Consider the following 19,771-nt stretch of genomic DNA (forward strand, 5'->3'; position numbering starts at 1 on the left):
CGTGCGTTGATGCATACCGCATCAACGCACGGTGCATTCGATCAACGCCACTGGCAGATCTGCCAGCAGCTCTGCCACGTCGAGTCGCGGACGATTGAGATCGACGGTTTTCCCGGTCAGCAGGTTGACGGCATCGGAATAACGTTCAGGCAGGACGATACTGCCTGCTTCTGTGGCGATGCCGTCCGTTTTCAAAGCCAGATTGCTGTCGACAATCTTCAGGGTCATGCGCAATGCGGCAACCATGATTGTGGTGTTCCGGTACTGGCGCAAAAACGTAACGACATGACTAGCCAGCGGTCCTTCCACCTGCAGCGGCAGATAGACGCCATCCGAGAACAATTGCGATTCGCGCTGGCGCAACATGAGGACGCTGTGAATCAGCTGCTGTTTCAACTGGCGGTCGTGCCAGCCGGCCGGTTGCTGCAATCGTGCGAGGAGAGGCATTGATTGCTGCAGTTGTATACGACGCGATGCGTAATCGACAGGCCGTCGGTTATCCGGATCAACCAAGCTGAAATCCCAGAACTCCGTTCCCTGATACAGGTCCGGCACGCCGGGTGAGGTCAGCCGCAGCAGTGTCTGCGTCAGGCTGCCGGCGACGCCGGCGGCAGCGATGCGGTCGACCCATGCCGCCACTTCGTCGAGGAAACCTGCACTTTTCTCGCGGTCGAACAGGGCTGTCAGGAATTGCCGGCACGCCTGTTCGTAATCGGTATTCGGCAACGCCCAGCTGGAGTAACGTTTTGCTTCGCGCAACGCCTTCTCCTGCCACGCCGCCAACCGCTCCGCGTAGGCTTGCAGTCCTTCTTCATCGTCTGCACGCAATTCAAACGGCCATGCACCGACGATCATCTGATACAGCATGATTTCGTCGTCCAGCGCCGGGGCGATCAGTTCGACCGTTTCGTCTTCCGTCTGCAGACGCACGCGCAGATCGGTATGCAGGCGCTTCCAGCGACGCACGCTTTCATCCCATTCCTCGGTCGCCTCGCTCAGGACGGCAAGGCGTGCGCGTACGTCTTCGCCACGCTTGTGATCGTGCGTTGCGGTCGCCAGCAGGGTATGGGGAAAAGTCGCCGCGCGCTGCTGGTTGAACGCATGAAAATCAGCCAGCGAAGAGGAAAAATATTCCGGATCCGATCCGACTTCATTGCGCGACAGCAAGCGGCCGTAACGATAGAAGGCGGTGTCTTCGACCGATTTTGCGGCGAGCGGCGGCGTCAGCTGTTCGAAGCGGCGTACGGCGAGACGACGCAGTTCCGGTGCATCGGCGCTGGCATCGGGATCGATGTTGTCGGTATCGAACATCGAAATCAGCGTATCGAGCAGCGGCAGATCCTGCGGCGCGAGATTGCGGCGCGCTTCATTGACGGTACGCTCGACGACGGCATGGTCTTCATCGCTGCGGCCATCTTCCGACCAGTAGGTGCGATAGACGGGGAACGCGACCAGCAACTCGGTCAGCACGCGAGCGATCGCGGCCTGGGAAATGTCGCGCGTCTCGAGTTCGGTGCGGGCGACCGCGTGCACGGCGCGCGTCAGCGCGGCAAATTCGCCGACGAAATTTTCGCGCAGCAACTGGCGACGCGCATTGACAACGTGGGTGGCGAAGGCGTCGTTGTCGCCGGTCAGTTCAAGCCACATCTTGCTCAATGCCGCCACACCGTCGACATCGTGCAGCAATGCGCCGACCTGATCCATGAATTCGTAGCCGGTGGTGCCGTCGATTTCCATGTCGGTGCGCAATGCTTCGCCGCGCGTGAGGATTTTTTCAACGATGATGTAGGGATGGTTGTCCGGCGCTTCCGGCGGACGTTGCGTCGACAATTGCGTCAACGTCGCGCGCAACTTGCGGCAATAGGCGATCGGATCGGCCAGGCCATCGACATGATCGACACGCACGCCGTCGATCAGCCCTTCCGCATACAGGCGAAAGATCAATGCATGCGTGGCGTCGAATACGTCATCCAGTTCGACGCGAACGCCGGCCAGATCGCTGACTTCGAAAAAGCGCCGCCAGTTGATTTCCTCGGCGGCGTTACGCCACCATGTCAGCTTGTAGCTCTGTCGTTCCAGCAGGCGATGCAGGCGTTTCAGGCCGCCGGGCGTATCGGGTGCCACGGAGGCCAGAGCCTGCGCCATGGCTTCGCGTCCTTCTTCGGTGCTGCCGATCTCGCGCAGCAATTCGCCGCGTTCATCGTGGCGGTAAGAGGCATTCTCGTTTTGCGGATCGATTTCCGGATAGTCGGAAGCCGCACTGCGCAACGCCGGTCCGCCATGCCGCAGTACGCGATCGTAAGTCCACGGCGCGAGCGGAAAGCGGTGCGTGAAGTAACCGAAATACAGACTGCCGCTTTCTTCATCGAATTGCAGGCGCAAATCGCCGGAACGCAGCGTCTGTGCGTACTGGTCACCGAGAAAAGGCAGCAGGATTTTTCCATGCAGCGTCGGATCGGGTGATTGCCAGTCGATGTCGAACCAGCGCGCATAGCGACTGTGATGTCCCCACTCCAGTACATGCAGCCACCAGGGATTGTCGGCGCCGCCGACGCCCATGTGATTGGGAACGATATCGACGATCAGTCCCATGCCGGCAGCACGCACCGTCTGCACCAGGCGTCGCAATGCCGGTTCGCCGCCGAGTTCCGGATTGATGCGGGTCGGATCAACGATGTCGTAACCGTGCGTCGATCCGGGGCGTGCGGTCAGGATGGGCGACAGGTACAGATGACTGATGCCGAGTGCGGCGTAGTAGTCGACCGTCTGTGCTGCATCGTCGAGTGTGAAATGTTGATGCAATTGCAGACGCGCAGCGGCGCGGGGAATACTCATCAGGTTGTTTCCTTCTGCGAACGCGCGCGTTGCAGGATGCGCAGGCGCGCTGTCGCGATGTCGCTGTCCAGCATGGTATCGACGCAAACCGGCAGACGGCGGCGCCAGTTTGGATGGGTGTCGACGGTACCCGGCAGATTCGGTTGTTCTTCGACGCCGAGAATGTCTTCCGCTGGCACGATGACAAGCGGCGCAGGCGTGCCGCCGACAAATTGCAGGATGTCATCGATTGGCGGGTGCGGACTGTTGCCATCGACATGGGCGTGCGGGTGCGCGGCATTCAGCGCATGCGCGAGCATCCCGCGTTCATGCGCGCGCATCCGGTATTCATGGTCAGTATCGGCGCCCGGTGCCAGCAGGTCGAGTTGCTGGCGCCATGCAATATCGCGGGCGTGCCACCAACCGGCCACGGTCGGCAGGTCGTGCGTATCGGTGGTGGCGATGGCATGGCGTGACCAGCGCGCAGGCGGTTTGAAATGATCGCCTTCACGCTCGAACCACAGAACCCGTATGCCCATCAATCCGGCATCCGCCAGCGCATCGCCGAATCCCGCCGGCACGGTACCGAGATCCTCGCCGATGACGACGGCCTTGTAGCGATGGCTTTCCAGCGCGATCAGCCGAATCAGATCGTCAAACGGATACGTGAGATACGCACCATGCCTGCCGTCCGACCCTTCCGGTACCAGCCACAATCGTCTCAATCCGAGAATGTGATCGATGCGCACACCGCCGGCGTAATGGAAGGCAGCACGCAGCATTTCGATGTAGGCCTGAAAGCCGTATTGGCGCAATGCGCGCGGCGAAAAAGCCGCGAGTCCCCAGTTTTGCCCGCGCGGGCCAAGCACATCGGGCGGTGCGCCGACCGACAGGCCGGTGAGCATCTGGTGCTGGCGACTCCATGACTGGCTGCCGCCGCCCTCCGCACCGACGGCCAGATCGGTGATCAGGCCGATGCGCATGCCTGCCGCCCGTGCACTTTGCTGCGCATGCCGCAGGCCGCGTGCTGCCTGCCATTGCAGGAAAACGTGAAACATGATGTCGTTGTCATGCGCTTCGGCGAACGCAAGCACACCGTCGCTGCGCGGATCGCGGTAAGGCTCGGGCCAGCTGCGCCAGCTTCCTTCCACACCTTTCTCACGCATCGCTGCATGCAACGCTTCGAAGCGTGCGTGATCTTCCAGTGCAACGCCGCCTTCGAGACGGAAGGCTTCGAATTCCTTCCATTCGTCGCTGCGAATGTCGTAATGGTCGAACAGTTCGCGCAATACAGCGAGTCGCCAGCGTGCCGCTGCCGGCCAGTCGATCAGTTCGCAATCGCGCAGGCGTTGCCGTTCGCTGTCTGCTTCCAGTCGCTCGATGGCGTCGGCCAGGGCTTTTCTGCCGCTGATCGCGGCGGGATCGATATGCAGCACGTTGAAGAACAGACGGCTCGATGGCCCGTACGGGCTGTACTGATAGGGATTGGCGCTGAACATCGCGTGCACCGGACTGATGGCGATGGCCGACGCGCCGCGATGGGCGGCAGACCGCACGAGTATTTCAAGCGCGGAAAAATCGCCGATGCCGGCATCGTCGTTTTCCTTGCGCAGTGAATACAGTTGCGCCGCCAATGCCCACAGACGAGGCGATGTTGTTTCATCATCGCCGACGGCATCGGCCACGGTGAAGCAGCATAACGGCGCAACCGCCAGCGTCACGCTGTGATGTTCGCCGATGTAAAGACGGTGATAACCGACGCGCTCGAACGCCGGCAGGCGTGCGGGGCGAGTGCGATCGTCGGACAGATAGCCGTCCGCCAGTTCGCCATCCTCGAACGCGATGCGATATGGCTGGCCGTGCACATGCGCGTAAGGCGACAGTTCGGTTTCACGCCCGACTTGCGCGGTAATCAATGGCGGAATCGCCAGCATGATTTCTTCCTGTGCGAGAGCGGCGATGGCGGCTTCGCAATCGGCGTCGCTTTCGCAAGGAAGCTGCAGTGCCTGCAGCACGGCGCGCAAGGTTGCAGACGGCACCTGCTGCTGGTTGCCGAATGCATCGGTCCATTCGATGGCGATGTCTGCGGCTTGCGCCAGCCTGCGCAAGGCATCGCTGACGTCGACGTTGGAACCGGTGTGCGTTTCGTTCATGTCCTGTCTGTGCGAGTCGGCTTGTGCACTCATGCTGCGGGCTCCAGCAATGCGATGAAGGAATCGGCGGGCAGGCAGTCGCGTCCCAGCGCGGCAAGCGTGCCGGACGTCTCGAACAACAGGTCGGCGCCGCCGGTTTTCGCAATATCGTCGAGCGTGACGGCAAGATCGTTTTCCGACAGGTTGACTGCCATCGCCAGCACGCTGCCGTTACCGAGTCGCCAGCGTGCGGCGACGCTGCCCGGACCAAGTACGCAGGAATCGATGGCGCGGCAACCGGCCAGATGCGGCATCAGTTGTACTCGACGCACTGTCAACAGCGCGTGCGTCCAGGCATGCCATTCGGAGGCGCGATCGTCCGCAACCGGAATCGACGCTTCGAACGTCGCAGGCTGATTCGGATCGGGAATGCGTTCGCGTTGTTGCGGATCGGCGAATGCGGCAAAGCCGGAAAACTCCTGGCGACGGCCGTCACGCACGGCATTCGCCAATGCCGGTTCGTCATAGCTTGTGAAGTAGAGGAAGGGTTGCGTCGCACCGATTTCCTCGCCCATGAACAGCAGCGGGATCTGCGGCGACAGCAGCACGAGTGCCATTGCCGCGCGCAGTGCCGACGGTCGCGCCAGCGTCGTCAGTCGTTCGCCGAAGGCGCGGTTGCCGATCTGGTCGTGATTCTGCAGGAACAGCACGAACGCCGACGGCGGCAACTGGGCGCTCGGCTCGCCGCGCTTTTCGCCATTGCGGAAAGGGGAGGGATCGCCCTGATAGATGAACCCTTCTGCCAGACAGCGCGCCAGTTTTTGTTCAGGCTCTTCGCAATAATCGCGATAGTAGTGATCGCGTTCACCGGTCAGCAAAACATGCAATGCATGATGACCGTCATCGTTCCATTGCGCGTCGAACGGCGCATCCGGGTTTGTCGTCTTTCCATCCATCAGGAACCGTGCGGCATTGCCGTCGTGTTCCAGCACAAGATGAACATGGCGTGCATTGTGTGTTTCCTCGCCGATGACGGAACGGATGCGTGCGCCCATTTCCGCCAGCCAGTCCTGTTCGCTGATCGCATGCACGGCGTCGAAGCGCAGGCCGTCGAATCGATACTCGGTCAGCCAGTACAGCGCATTCTCGGTAAAGAAGTCGCGTACCTCACGACGGCGAAAATCGATGGCCTGTCCCCACGGGGTATCAATGTCGTCGCGGAAGAACGGTTTGGCGTACGCGCCCAGATAATTGCCATCCGGCCCGAAGTGGTTGTAGACCACATCGAGAAAAACCATCATGCCGAGACCGTGTGCGGTATCGATCAGCGCTTTCAATTGGTCCGGCGTGCCATAGGAGGCATCCGGCGCATAGGGCAGCACACCGTCGTACCCCCAGTTGCGTGCACCGGGAAAGTCTGCGACCGGCATCAGTTCGATTGCGGTCACGCCGAGTTCGGCAAGCGCCGGCAACTGTCTCGTGACGCCTTCGAATCCGCCGAAGGCACCGACATGCACCTCATACAGTACCGTCTCATGCCACGGACGTCCGCGCCACAGCGGATACAGCCAGCGATAGCCATGCGGGTCGACGACGATGCTGGCATCGTGCACATCGCCGGCCTGTGCACGCGACGCGGGATCGGCGCATTGCAGGATGTCGCCGTTTTCGGCAATCGTTTCGAAACGGTATTGCGTGCCGGCACCGCAGCGTATCGTCGCCTCGTACCAGCCGTCCGGCAAGGATTGCAACGGATAGGCAACCTGGTCGATGACGACGTTGACGGCGCGTGCACTCGGCGCCCACAGGCGGAAGCGCGTGTGGCCGTTTTGCGCATCCTGCAGAAGTTGCGCGCCGAACGATGGCTCAAAGCTGTACATGATCGGCCACCAGAAGAAGCGCGCTGTGCGATGCAACCGTGATGCGATTGTCCTGCGGCTTGCGCACGGTTGGACCTTCGGCAGATTCTGCTGCATCGATCAGCACGATCCAGTCGAGAACCGGTTCCGGCAGGATGAATTCGCGGTCTTCGGAATGGGCGTTCACCAGCAGCAGCGATGCCGACACTTCACCTTCCGCGCCGCGTTTCTCTTCCGAACGGGCGACGCGGCGCAACGCGAGGAGGCGGCCTTCGGCAAAGCCCCATTTTTCCTGATCCATGTAGGCACCGCTTTCGTCGAACCAGCTGGTGTCGTACAGGCCTGGCAGGATTTCATTGTCGCCTGTATAGAAGTGCGGCGAATGCAGCGTCGGCCGTTCACGTCGTGCACGGATGCAGCGTGCGGTGAATTCGATCAGCAGTTTCCCCGCATCGCCGTCCGCCACTGCCCAGTCGATCCACGACAGATCGTCGTCATGGCAATACGCATTGTTGTTGCCTTGTTGCGTGCGGCCGAATTCATCTCCGCCCAGCAGCATCGGCGTCCCGTTCGAAAAGAACAGCGTCATCAGCATGGCGCGCTTGACCTTCTCGCGCGTCGCGAGGATGCCTTCGTCGTCGGTCGGGCCTTCGGCTCCCCAGTTGAAACTTTCGTTGTCGTTGCCGCCGTCACGATTGTCTTCGCCGTTGGCCTCGTTGTGCTTGTCGTTGTAGCTCACCAGATCCTGCAACGTGAAGCCGTCATGTGCGGTGATGAAATTCACCGACGCCCACGGGCGGCGGCGATGATGCGCGAACAGGTCGGCCGAGCCGAGCATGCGCGATGCAATGGCCGGCCGCAAGTCGGAGTCGCCTTTCCAGAAGCGTCGTGCATCGTCGCGGAAGCGGCCGTTCCATTCGGCAAAACCGGCCGGATGATTTCCGATCTGATAGCCGCCGGGACCGATGTCCCATGGTTCGGAAATCAGCTTGGTGCGCGACAGTACCGGGTCCTGTCGCAAGGCGTCGAAGAAGCCGCAGCCCGGATCGAAACCGGTTGCCTCGCGACCCAGCGTGACACCCAGATCGAAGCGAAAGCCGTCGACATGGAAGGCTTGTACCCAATAGCGCAGCGAATCCATCACCATCTGGATCACGCGCGGATGCGACATGTTGACCGTGTTGCCGCAACCGGTGTCGTTGATGCAGTGACGCGGATTGTCCGGCAGCAGACGGTAATAACTTGCGTTGTCGAGTCCGCGGAACGACAGCGTCGGCCCGAGTTCGCTTTCTTCGCAGGTGTGGTTGTAGACGACGTCGAGAATCACTTCGATGCCGGCCAGATGCAGCTGGCGAATGGCACGGCGCATTTCGTTCAGCGAACCGTCGGAAAGATACGATGGTTCCGGCGCAAAGTACGACAAGGTGTTGTAACCCCAGTAATTGCGCAATCCCTTTTCCATGAGACGCCGGTCCTGCGCGATCGCGTGTACCGGCAGCAGTTCTAGCGAGGTCACGCCGAGCTTGAGCAGATGATCGATGACATACGGATCGGCGAGGGCGGCGAAAGTGCCGCGCTCATGCGCGGGAATCGCATCGGCCTTCATCGTCAGGCCTTTCACATGCGCCTCGTAAAAAACCGTCTGGTCCCACGAGGTGTGCAGCGGACTGTCGCTGCCCCAGTTGAACGCGTCGTCGACCACCACGCCTTTCGGCATCGCCGGTGCACTGTCGCGTCGGTCGAAGGTGAGATCGGCGCGTGTGGAGCCGACACGATAGCCGTACAGCGCATCGGTCCAGCGCAACTGGCCGTGCAATCGTTTGGCGTAAGGATCGAGCAGCAGTTTGTGCGGATTGAAACGATGTCCGTGTTCCGGTTGATACGGACCATGCGCGCGATAGCCGTACAACTGTCCCGGCTGAACGCCGGGCAGATAGCCGTGCCAGATTTCATCCGTGCATTCCGGCAGCGTATGGCGCGCAATTTCATGGCGACCTGCAGCGTCGAACAGGCACAGCTCGATACGTTCTGCGTTGGCCGAGAAGATGGCGAAGTTGGTACCGAATCCGTCCGGCGTGGCGCCAAGCGGATAAGGCGCGCCGGTCTGGATGCGCGTGCGTTGCTGGGCTTGCGCCATATCAGGCATCCTTTCTGAAGACTAGGGTGGAGAGCGGTGGCAGCATCAGCGAAATCGAATGCGGATGGCCATTGGCTGGTTGGGATGTCATCTCGACACAACCGTCGTTGCCGAGATTGCTGCCGCCATAGACGGCGGCGTCGGTGTTCAGGATTTCCTTCCATGTACCGGAATGGGCGTCGTCGGCGTGCGAACTGTCGAACAGTTCGGGAATGCCGATCCGGTAATCGCTGCGCGGCACCGGCGTCATGTTGCAGACAACCATCAGTGGCGCGGCATTTGCACTGATACGCAGGAAGGCGAACACGCTGTTCTTCATGTCGTCGCCGATCAGCCAGCGAAATCCTGTCGGTTCGCAATCACTTTCGTGCAGCGCAGGTTCGCCCACATAGAGGCGATTCAGGTCGCGTACCAAGCGTTGCATTCCGCGATGACGCGGGTCGTCGAGCAGATGCCATTCCGGCGAGGCGTCGTGATTCCATTCGCCGACCTGACCGAACTCGTTACCCATGAAGAGCAGTTTCTTGCCCGGGTGCGCCCACATGTAACCGAAGTAGGCGCGCAGGTTGGCCAGTTTCTGCCAGTCGTCGCCCGGCATCTTGCCGTACATCGAACCCTTGCCGTGGACGACTTCATCGTGCGAGATCGGCAGCACGAAATGTTCGGAATAGGCATACACCATGCCGAACGTCATGTCGTGATGATGATGGCGACGGTGGATCGGGTCGTATTCGATGTAGCGCAATGTATCGTGCATCCAGCCCATGTTCCACTTGTACGAAAAACCGAGGCCGCCGTTTTTCACCGGTGCGGTAACGCCGGGCCATGCGGTCGACTCTTCCGCGATCATCAGCACACCAGGACAGCGTGCAGCAACCGTTTCATTCAGTTCCTTCAGGAAGGCAACGGCTTCCAGATTCTCGCGACCGCCGTAGACGTTCGGCACCCATTCGCCTTCCTTGCGACTGTAGTCGCGATACAGCATTGACGCCACCGCATCGACACGCAAGCCATCGACGTGGAAATGTTCCAGCCATTCCAGTGCAGAGGCGATCAGGAAGCCGCGCACTTCGTTGCGGCCGAGGTTGTAGATCAGCGTGTTCCAGTCCTGGTGAAAACCTTCGCGCGGATCGGCATGTTCGTACAGATGCGTGCCGTCGAATTGCGCGAGGCCGTGCGCATCGGACGGGAAGTGCGCCGGTACCCAGTCGAGGATCACGCCGAGTCCGGCCTGATGACAGCGGTCGACAAAATTGGCAAAGGCTGCCGGCGTGCCGAAACGCGCACTCGGCGCGAACTGCGCCAGCGGTTGATAACCCCACGAACCGGCGAACGGATGTTCCATCACCGGCAGGAATTCCAGATGCGTGAATCCCATTTCCACCGCGTACGGAATCAGGCGGTCACCCAGTTCGTGCCAGTCGAGGTTGCGGCATTCCTCTTCGGGTACACGCAGCCAGGAACCGGCGTGAACTTCGTAGATCGAGAGAGGCGCCGAATAGGGGCGCAGTTCGTTGCGCGCCTTCATCCATGCGTCATCGTTCCAGCGGAACGGAGTGGCCGGTGCAACGACGGAGCCGGTGGCCGGCGGCAGTTCGGTAGCGCGTGCGACCGGATCGGCCTTCAGCGGCAGCAAATGACCGTGCGCGTCGAGAAGTTCGTATTTGTAGCGTTCGCCGGCAACAATGCCTGGAATGAACAACTCCCACACGCCGGCCGACTGGCGCAGGCGCATCGGGTGACGACGGCCGTCCCACGCATTGAAATTGCCGACGACGGAGACGCGACGTGCGTTCGGTGCCCACACCGCAAAGCGCGTGCCGGCAACGCCGTCGATCGTCATCGGCAACGCACCGAGACAACGGCCGAGTTCGCGATGCCGGCCTTCGGCCAGCAGATGCAGGTCGAGATCGCCGAGCAGCAGCCCGAATGCGTACGGGTCTTCCGTCTGCTGCACGGTCTGGCTGCCATCCGCTTGAGGCCATGAGATCTGCAGCGTGTAGGCAGGGCGCTTCTCTTTGACGCCGCACAGCACGTCCGAGAATACCTCGCTGTCGCCGATGCGGTTCATTTCCCGTTTGCCGGAACCGGTACACAGCCATACGCTCGATGCACCAGGTTGATAGGTGCGAACGACGATGGCGTCGTCAACTTGATGCGGCCCGAGAAAGGCGAACGGATCGGTGAGGCGACCCTGCGTCAATGCGCGAATCGTCTCGTCGCATGCGTCCTCGCGATGAGGTGTGGATACGGGGAATACGGTGGATACATCAGGCATCTTCATCCTTCTTTCCTGTCGGGGTGCAGCAGGCGCGCTGCCAGTTCGGTCAGTCCGCGCAACGGGACCGGCAGCCAGGTCGGCCGGTTTGCCGCTTCGTAACAGATTTCGTAAGTCGCTTTTTCAAGCGTGAACAGATCGAGCAACGCATCGCATGCGGTGACGTCGGGCGCCGCGGCACGATAGGCGGACAGGAATGCATCGCGGGATTCCGGCACATAACGCTGCAGGATTTTCTGGCGGCGTGCGCGTGCCACTTCGCCGAGATCGGGCGGTGCGCTGTTGGCGGAAAAATAGGCGGCGTAATCGTAGGAACGCAACAAACCGGCGACATCGCGCCACGGGCTGTTTTTCTCGCGGCGTTCTTCCAGCGTGCGTGCCGGTTCGCCTTCGAAGTCGAGCAGGTAGACATCGCCGGACGACACCAGCACCTGACCAAGATGGAAGTCGCCGTGAATCCGTGTACGCAGTGCACCGACCGCACTCGCGGCAAGGCGATCGATCAATTCATACAGCGCGTCCTTCTGCAATACCAGCCGCGCCGTCATGTCATCGACGTCGTCGATATGACTGCTGCCGTCCTGCAATACCGACAGTGCGCGATCAAGCTGCTGCCGTACCGATTGCGCGAGATGCGCACAATCGGCTTCGGTCGCGCGTTCCGGAGAGAATGCCGGGTCGTCGCAGGGTTGCGCCAGCACTGCGTGCAGTTCGGCGAGACGCGTGCCGAGCTTGCCCGCAAAATCCAGCAGGTCGATGATCGGATCGGCCATCTCCGACATTTCCGGCGTTTCCCTTTCCGTATCGTCCGATTGCTGGGCGGTGCGCGCCAGCGTGTCGAGCGTCCAGCGCCACGCATCGCCCTGACTGTGGATGAAGCCCTGCAGCACGATCAGGGTATGCGGTGTGCCGTCGGCCGCGACGCGTGTCATGTCGCCGAGAATCGTCGGCGCATTTGCATAGCCGCGCGCGGTCAGCACACGACCGATTTCCAGTTCCGGGTGAATGCCGGCTGTCAGGTGGCGAATGACCTTCACGACAACGGTGTCGTTGATCGTCAGCGAACTGTTCGACTGCTCGACCGACATGCGGCGTACCTCGGCCTGCGGCGGCATGTCGATTTTTTCGATCAGCGGTGTGGTACTGCAGCGGATCTGGCCGTCCGCTGTTTCGATGACGGCCTGTTCGCGGATCAGATGCAGGATCAGCATCGCGAAGGTGTCGAGCGAGAAGGCATCGGTCAGCATGCCGACGCGTCGATCGCGCCGCACGCGGGCCAGTGCGAGTTGTTGCGGCAGGCCGGACGTCCCGCCGTCGTCGGCATACACACCCAGCGGCAGGAAATAGCGGTCGCTGTCGCCGTTGGAACCGGTGACCAGTTCGGTCAGCATCATCGGCGCGCTGCCGCTTGGCACCGGCAGTGCGGTTGCCAATGCGATCTGCACCGATTCCAGTTTTTTTTGCTTGCCGGCATACCAGCGGCGCAGTTGCAGATACTGCGGCAGCGTGTCCCGTTCCAGCGTCATGCGCGCCGCACCGCGTACCAGATCGGCTGCGCCGTTCGGCAACACCAGCGTCTGGTAATCCGGCAACGGTGTCGATTGCGGCACATACCATCCGGGCATGCTGGTTTCCGTCGCCAGCATGAACCAGTAAAAGCCGAAAGGCGGCAGTGTCAGCAAATACGGCAACTGACCGATCGGTGGGAAGGCGACGCCGCCCAGCATTTCGACCGGTACCTTGCCGGCAAAAGCGGACAGATCGATTTCAACTGCCTGCGATGCATGCGACACGTTAGCGACGCACAGGATGGTTTCCATGCCTTCTCCGGCATCGTATTCGCGCAGGTAGGCAAGGATCTTGCGATTGTTCGGATACATCAGGCGCAGCGAGCCGCGGCCGAACGCGCGGTGCTTGCTGCGCACCTGCAGCATGCGACGCATCCAGTTCAGCAGCGAATACGGATCGTCGTTCTGCGCTTCGACATTGATTGCCTGAAAGCCGTACAGCGGATCCATGATCGCCGGCAGCACCAGGCTTTGCGGATTGGCGCGCGAAAAACCGCCGTTGCGATCCGAGGTCCATTGCATCGGTGTACGTACACCGTCGCGGTCGCCGAGATGGATGTTGTCGCCCATGCCGATTTCATCGCCGTAATACATGACCGGCGTGCCCGGCATCGACAGCAGAAAACTGTGCAGCAGTTCAATGCGGCGTCGATCGTGTTCCAGCAACGGCGCGAGGCGGCGACGAATGCCGAGATTGATGCGTGCGCGCTTGTCGGATGCGTAGTGATTCCACAGGTAATCGCGCTCGCGGTCGGTCACCATTTCCAGCGTCAGCTCGTCGTGATTGCGCAGAAAGATCGCCCACTGGCAGTCGGCCGGAATGTCCGGCGTCTGCCGCAGGATGTCGGTAATCGGAAAACGGTCTTCCTGCGCCAGCGCCATGTACATGCGCGGCATCAGCGGGAAGTGGAAGGCCATGTGGCATTCGTCATCGTCGCCGAAATACTGCTGCACGCTTTCCGGCCACATGTTGGCTTCGGCCAGCAGCATGCGATCGGGAAAATGCGTATCCATGTGTGCACGGATTTTTTTCAGGATGGCATGCGTTTCCGGCAGGTTCTCGTTACTGGTGCCTTCACGTTCGATCAGATACGGCACTGCGTCAAGGCGCAGGCCATCGACGCCGAGATCGAGCCAGTAGGTCATGATTTCCAGTACGGCTTTCAGCACCTCCGGATTGTCGTAGTTCAGATCCGGCTGATGCGAATAGAAGCGGTGCCAGAAGTACTGGTTGGCGACCGGGTCCCAGGTCCAGTTGGATTTTTCGGTATCGAGAAAGATGATGCGTGTGCCTTCGTAGCCGACATCGGTATCCGCCCACACGTAAAAATCGCGTTCCGGCGAGCCGGCCGGCGCATTGCGCGCACGCTGGAACCACGGATGCTGGTCCGATGTGTGATTGACGACCAGTTCGGTGATGACGCGCAGGCCGCGCTTGTGCGCTTCGTCGATGAAGCGGCGTGCATCTTCCATCGTGCCGTAATCAGGATGGACGCCGATATAGGCGGCGATGTCGTATCCGTCATCACGACGCGGCGAAGGATAGAACGGCAGCAGCCAGATCGTGTTGACGCCGAGTTGCGCGATGTAGTCGAGGCGATCGATCAGCCCGGCGAAATCGCCGACACCGTCATTGTTCGCATCGAAGAAGGACTTGATGTGCAACTGATAGATGACCGCGTCCTTGTACCACAACGGGTCGTCGGTGAACGGCATCGACGGCGCGGCGATATCTTGTTCGGCCAGTTGTGCAGTGAGCGGGTTCGTCATGTTTTTCCTGTTCTTCTGCGGTCGCGTTGCTGCGAGTCGTGTTCTGTTTTACGTTCGCGTTATGCGGGACGAATGCGCCAGATGGCGAAAGGTAGTTGCTGCGGATCAAGCCGGATGAACTGTTGTCGGCCCTGCCAGCTGAAATGCGCATCGCTCGTCAGTTCCTCCACCTGCACGCTTCCGTCATCGGGCAGACCGAAGCGCCACAGCGGCACATCGATCGCCGCTTCATGCGCGGCAAACGGATCGAGATTGATGGCGACCAGCAACGTGTTGTCCCCAAAACGTTCACCGTCGTTCTCGTGGCGTGTCGATTTGGCGAAATACAGAATCTGCTCGTTCGACGCCTGCAGGAAACGGATTCCCAGATGGGACTGCAATGCCGGGTTGCTGTTGCGCAGACGATTCAGCAGGGCAACTTCGCGCACGATGTTGCCGGGGCGATTCCAGTCCCACGCACGGATTTCGTATTTTTCCGAATCGAGATATTCCTCTTTTCCTGTGACAGCCTGCGCCTCGCACAGTTCGAATCCGCTGTACACGCCCCACAGGCCGGACAATGTCGCTGCCAGCGCAGCGCGAATCAAATGCCCCGGGCGCCCGGATCGCTGCAGGAAACGCGGATTGATGTCCGGTGTATTGACGAAGAAATGCGGCCGGAAGAATTCGCGCGGTGCGCCGGGCCCCGTTGCCGTCAGTTCGGTCAGGTAGTCGATAAATTCCTGCTTGGTGTGGCGCCAGGTGAAATAGGTGTACGACTGCGAAAAGCCGACTTTAGCCAGCCGGTACATCGGCTTCGGTCGCGTAAACGCTTCCGACAGGAAGATCGTGTCCGGCGCACGACTGCGCACATCGTTGATCATCCATTCCCAGAACGGCAGCGGCTTGGTATGCGGATTGTCGACGCGGAACACGCGCACGCCTTCGCGCACCCACAGCAGCACCACATCGCGCAATGCAATCCACAAGTCCGGAATCGCATCCTCCGCGTAAAAATCGACGTTGACGATGTCTTCGTATTTTTTCGGCGGATTTTCCGCGTAGCGGATCGTGCCGTCAGGTCGCCATGCAAACCATTCCGGATGCTGTTGCAGCCAGGGATGATCGGGCGAACACTGGATCGCGAAGTCGAGCGCGATCTCCATGCCGTGTTCGGCGGCGGCGACCAGCAGGCGACGGAAATCCTGCAGCGTGCCGAGTTGCGGATGAATCGCATCGTGACCGCCTTCGGGGGAACCGATTGCGTACGGACTGCCGGGATCGTCTTCCGAGGGCGTCAGGCTGTTGTTCTTGCCTTTCTTGTTCTTGCTGCCGATCGGGTGAATGGGCGGGAAATACAGAGTGTCGAATCCCATGTCGCGGATTGCGGGCAGGCGCCGGATCACATCGTCGAAAGTGCCGTGACGGGACGGGTCGCCGCTTTGCGATCGCGGGAACAGTTCGTACCAGTTGGCGAATTCGGCCTGTCGTCGTTCGACGTCGAGCGGATAGTCGTCGCTGCGTGTGAAAAAACTGCGCAGGTCGGCGACATGCATCAGTCGCGTCGTCTCGGCGGATAGCAACAGGTCGATGGCGTCGCGATACGTGTCGCGACCGGTCTCTGCCGTTTTCTTTTTGCTTTTCGCCGGCAACTGTTTCAGCAGTTTTTTCAGTGCGCTTGCATGCGGACTGCCCTCATCCTGTCCGGCGAGCGTATTGTCCAGCAACAGGCGGCCTTCCTGCAGTTCCAGCGAAACGTCGAGGCCCGCCTGCAGTTTTTTCTGCAATTCATCGCGCCAGGTCGCGAAGTCGTCGCGCCAGGCCGCAACGGCAAAGACATGGCGACCGACCCGCTGCAACGGCAGGACCGCATGCCAGCGATCGTTGACGGTCGGCTGCATCGGCACTTCCTGCCATTCCTTTTCATCGGCGGGGCGCCACAATACGGCTGCAGCCAGTTTGTCATGGCCGTCGCTATAGATGTCCGCTTCGATATCGATCAGGCTGCCGGCAATCCGTTTGGCGGCGAAGCGTCCGTGTTCGACGGCAGGCGCAATCTGTTCGATCGCGATGCGCGCGCTGTTCGCTGCGCGCTTTACGGCGGTTTTGCCGGCCGGCGTGGGAACGATGACCGGCCTGGCCGGTTGCAGCACAACGAACTGCACATCGGATGGCGCAAGCATTGCGCCCGATTGCATCAGCGATTGCGGCAATGCCCAGTCGTTCAGGCGATCACGCAACAGTGCGGCGGAAATTGCATGTTCATGGTGGCTGTCTGCATTGACGATCGTCAGCAGCGCCGACGACGAAGCAAACGGTTCCGTCTGGCGCAACAGCAAGCCGACATCGGCGTGCGGCGAGGACAGCATGTGCAACGGTTGACGCAGTTCGGCGGCACCGGCGCTGGCGTGCAGACGCTGGTTCGCGTCGGCAATGACTGTAGTCAGATCGAATAACGGTTGCAGCAGCCAACGCCTGTCCCGATGCAGGTCCGCGAGCACGGCGTCGGCACCTTGCGCAAATCCTTCCGTCAGCATCATGCCGTCGCCGACGATGGCCGCCACCAGCACGGCACGCCGGCTGGCGCGAAAAACTGCATCGGCATCGTCGAGATGCAGGCGATGAGCCAGCCGGCTGCCAAACGGATCTTCCGGTGCGGCGATGACGGGTGCGATGGCGGAGAGTCGACGATGTTCTTCTGCCAGCCAGCTGGAGCGATAGTCCCACCATGCGTCCGATGCAAATACGGCATCGAAGCCGCAATCGGCGATCGCCGTCAATTGTTCCGGCGTGCAGCCGGGCGTCCAGGCGAGAAAAACCGGCGCGTGCCGGTCAGCCGCTTTCGTTTGTGCAATCAGCGTCTGCCATACATAAGGCGAGATGCGTGCGATGCCGAGACAGCGAAAACCGCCCACACCGATTTTCACCCATTGTGTCAGTTGCGTTTGCCAGTAAGCGAGTGCCAGCTGCGTACCATTCGCATCGAGTCGCAGCTGCATGCGACGATCGTCCCGCTGGACCGTGCCGAAGCGCGGATCGGGCAGGGCGTGCACATCCTGTTCCGGCAGGAAGAAGTTTTCTTCAAGCGCGACATGAAAAGGGTCTGCAACGGGGAAGCGGTCTATTTCGAGATCGAGCAGCAGCTTCAGTTCGGCCTTGCGACAGGCTTGCGCAAAGCGGGCAAGCGCAGATTGCTCGCCTGCATCCTGGACAGAAGGTTCACCGAACGACGATAACGCACAGCCGGCCAGCAGGATCGAATCGAACTGCATGGCGGAGACACGAGCGAACAGCGATTGCCAATCGTCGTCGCGAACGATATCAGCGGCAGCGATGCAATGAATGCGCGGCGGGCAACAGCCCGAAACGGTACGGCTTTGCATGGTCAGACCGTTTCAGTTGATGGAAAAAAGGTGGAACGGAACAGCGCTGCAACGTGAAGCGAAAGGCCGCCAACAACAATCGGTCGATCCTGCGGACCGACCGTCGTTGATACAGGAAGCTGCGGACTTTTTCTCCTCATGCAGTCAGCTTGTAGTGATTCGGATTGACGGATGGTTTGCTTGCCTTGGGTTTGAGCAAGTCGAGGAACAGCTGTCTTCCCGTCGGTGGCGCAATTCGCGAATACATCTGGATGTATGCCAGTGCCGGATTGGTCCACGAATAATCGCCTTGCATCGCGCGACGCTGCATCGTCTGCCATGCGGCGGGACGCGCATACAGGCGCAATGCGTGTGCGATCGCGTCGACCAGGTCGTCGGTTTCTTCGCCATCGAACAGGATCCCGGTGGCATCGTCGGCAGGCAGCAGTTCGCGTCCGGCATCGACGATGGTGTCGCACAAACCGCCGACGCGCGACGCGACAGGAATCGTGCCGTACAGCATCGAATAGATCGGCGTCAGGCCGAACGGTTCGAAGCGCGTCGGGTGCAGCAGGATGTCGGCACCGGCATGCAGCGCATGGGCACGATGTTCGTCGTAGCCGATGAAGACGCCGATACGATCGGGATGCTCGGCTGCCAGTTGCTTGAACTGGTTTTCGTATTGCGGATCGCCGCAGCCCAGGATCGCGATTTGCAGATGCGGATGGTCCTGCAGGATGCGTGGCATCGCATCGAGAATCAGGTCAGCCATTTTCTGGTGCGTGATCCGGCTGCCGATCGCCATCAATGGCGTGAATTGCTGGATCGGCAGGTTGAACAGTTTTTGCAGGTCGCGTTTGCAGGCAGCCTTGCCGCTCATGTTGGCGTCGCTGAAATTACGCTTGATGAGCGGATCGGTCGACGGGTTCCAGACGTCGAGATCGACGCCGTTCGGAATCGCCTGCAGCACCGACTTGCGGCGATTCAGGATGCCTTCGAAGCCGTAGCCGAAGCGTTCGGTCAGGATTTCCTTTGCATACGTATTGCTGACGGTGCTGATGCTGTCCGAGTACGCAATACCTGCTTTCAGGTAGCTCATCTTGCCCCAGAACTCCATGCCGTTCTCATCGATCATTTCGGCCGGAATGCCGATCTGTGGTGCAATATCGGTCGGGTAGTTACCCTGGAATGCGAGGTTGTGGATCGTCAGTGCCGTACCGACGTCGGTGATTTTTTCCAGTTTCAACAATGCTGGAATCAGCGCGGCATGCCAGTCGTTGGCTTGCACCACGTGCGGCACCGGATAATTTGCCTTGCCGGCGCACACGCGCACGGCAGCGTGGGCCAACGATGCGAACGCAATTGCATTGTCGTCCAGTTCGTGACCGGTGTGATCAACGTAAGGATTGACTGTCCGCTTGTCGAAAAGCGGTGAGCACAGCACCAATACCTTGACGCCGGTGTCCGGCATCTTGCCGAGAAACAGTTCGGCATCGCCACCAGGCAGGCCGACGAGGTCGGCGATTTTTTTCAGGCCGCTTGTCTTTTCAACCGCTGTCGGATAACCGGGAAGCAGGATCGTGACGTCGACGTCCAGCGTGGACAATGAGGAAGCCAGTGCGCCGATGACATCTGCCAATCCGCCTGTTTTTACAAGAGGAATTGCTTCTGAGGTGACGAGAAGAACGCGTGGTTGCGGCATCATTTGACTTTCCCCTTGGAAAAATGCGGCGGCGAAAAAGAGCGGGCTGCATGTTGTTTGGTTTCGGGAGTCCACCTTACCGAACCGCGCTGAAAAGGCGAATCAGACACTGCCGCGACAATTTGTAAGAAAACGTTACCTGATTAAAAATCGGGTAATTTCATCTCAAT

Annotated in this window: 8 protein-coding genes; all 8 read right to left on the bottom strand. The window is 60.4% G+C overall.

Going from position 1 to position 19,771, the window contains the following annotated elements:
- Window positions 1–21 precede the first annotated feature (21 nt).
- The 8 genes from treY to glgA all read right to left on the bottom strand — a co-directional run bounded on the left by treY (window position 22) and on the right by glgA (window position 19,604).
- Window positions 22–2,835, bottom strand: a complete 2,814-nt coding sequence (treY, locus tag VN114_RS00595) for a malto-oligosyltrehalose synthase (protein ID WP_325510925.1) — start codon at window positions 2,833–2,835, stop codon at window positions 22–24.
- Window positions 2,835–5,000: a 4-alpha-glucanotransferase gene (gene malQ, locus VN114_RS00600; protein ID WP_325510927.1), complete on the bottom strand. Its 2,166-nt coding sequence runs from the start codon at window positions 4,998–5,000 to the stop codon at window positions 2,835–2,837. The genes treY and malQ overlap by 1 nt, the downstream gene beginning before the upstream one ends.
- A complete protein-coding gene (gene treZ / locus VN114_RS00605) occupies window positions 4,997–6,826 on the bottom strand; it encodes a malto-oligosyltrehalose trehalohydrolase (RefSeq protein WP_325510929.1) in 1,830 nt (609 codons plus the stop codon). Before treZ ends, malQ begins: the two co-directional genes overlap by 4 nt.
- The gene (glgX, locus tag VN114_RS00610; protein WP_325510931.1) at window positions 6,813–8,942 is read right to left on the bottom strand and encodes a glycogen debranching protein GlgX; all 2,130 of its coding nucleotides are present in this window, start codon (window positions 8,940–8,942) and stop codon (window positions 6,813–6,815) included. The genes treZ and glgX overlap by 14 nt, the downstream gene beginning before the upstream one ends.
- Before the next feature lies 1 nt (window position 8,943).
- Window positions 8,944–11,226, bottom strand: a complete 2,283-nt coding sequence (glgB, locus tag VN114_RS00615) for a 1,4-alpha-glucan branching protein GlgB (protein WP_414694172.1) — start codon at window positions 11,224–11,226, stop codon at window positions 8,944–8,946.
- Window positions 11,223–14,558, bottom strand: coding sequence for a maltose alpha-D-glucosyltransferase (treS, locus tag VN114_RS00620; RefSeq protein WP_414694173.1), 3,336 nt, complete (start codon window positions 14,556–14,558; stop codon window positions 11,223–11,225). The genes glgB and treS overlap by 4 nt, the downstream gene beginning before the upstream one ends.
- 59 nt (window positions 14,559–14,617) lie before the next feature.
- A complete protein-coding gene (locus tag VN114_RS00625) occupies window positions 14,618–17,920 on the bottom strand; it encodes an alpha-1,4-glucan--maltose-1-phosphate maltosyltransferase (RefSeq protein WP_325510933.1) in 3,303 nt (1,100 codons plus the stop codon).
- A 136-nt stretch (window positions 17,921–18,056) separates the two neighbouring features.
- Window positions 18,057–19,604 (bottom strand): glycogen synthase GlgA, encoded by a 1,548-nt coding sequence (glgA, locus tag VN114_RS00630; protein WP_325510935.1) that lies wholly within the window; start codon window positions 19,602–19,604, stop codon window positions 18,057–18,059.
- Window positions 19,605–19,771: the final 167 nt, after the last annotated feature.

Origin of the sequence: Oxalicibacterium sp. (assembly GCF_035565035.1) — a bacterium.
Lineage (GTDB): Bacteria > Pseudomonadota > Gammaproteobacteria > Burkholderiales > Burkholderiaceae_D > Oxalicibacterium.

Coding starts and splice junctions, on each gene's coding strand:
- glgX (WP_325510931.1), bottom strand. CDS start 8,942: ATGGCGCAAGCCCAGCAACGCACGCGCATCCAGACCGGCGCGCCTTAT.
- glgB (WP_414694172.1), bottom strand. CDS start 11,226: ATGAAGATGCCTGATGTATCCACCGTATTCCCCGTATCCACACCTCAT.
- malQ (WP_325510927.1), bottom strand. CDS start 5,000: ATGAGTGCACAAGCCGACTCGCACAGACAGGACATGAACGAAACGCAC.
- treY (WP_325510925.1), bottom strand. CDS start 2,835: ATGAGTATTCCCCGCGCCGCTGCGCGTCTGCAATTGCATCAACATTTC.
- glgA (WP_325510935.1), bottom strand. CDS start 19,604: ATGATGCCGCAACCACGCGTTCTTCTCGTCACCTCAGAAGCAATTCCT.
- treS (WP_414694173.1), bottom strand. CDS start 14,558: ATGACGAACCCGCTCACTGCACAACTGGCCGAACAAGATATCGCCGCG.
- treZ (WP_325510929.1), bottom strand. CDS start 6,826: ATGTACAGCTTTGAGCCATCGTTCGGCGCGCAACTTCTGCAGGATGCG.
- VN114_RS00625 (WP_325510933.1), bottom strand. CDS start 17,920: ATGCAAAGCCGTACCGTTTCGGGCTGTTGCCCGCCGCGCATTCATTGC.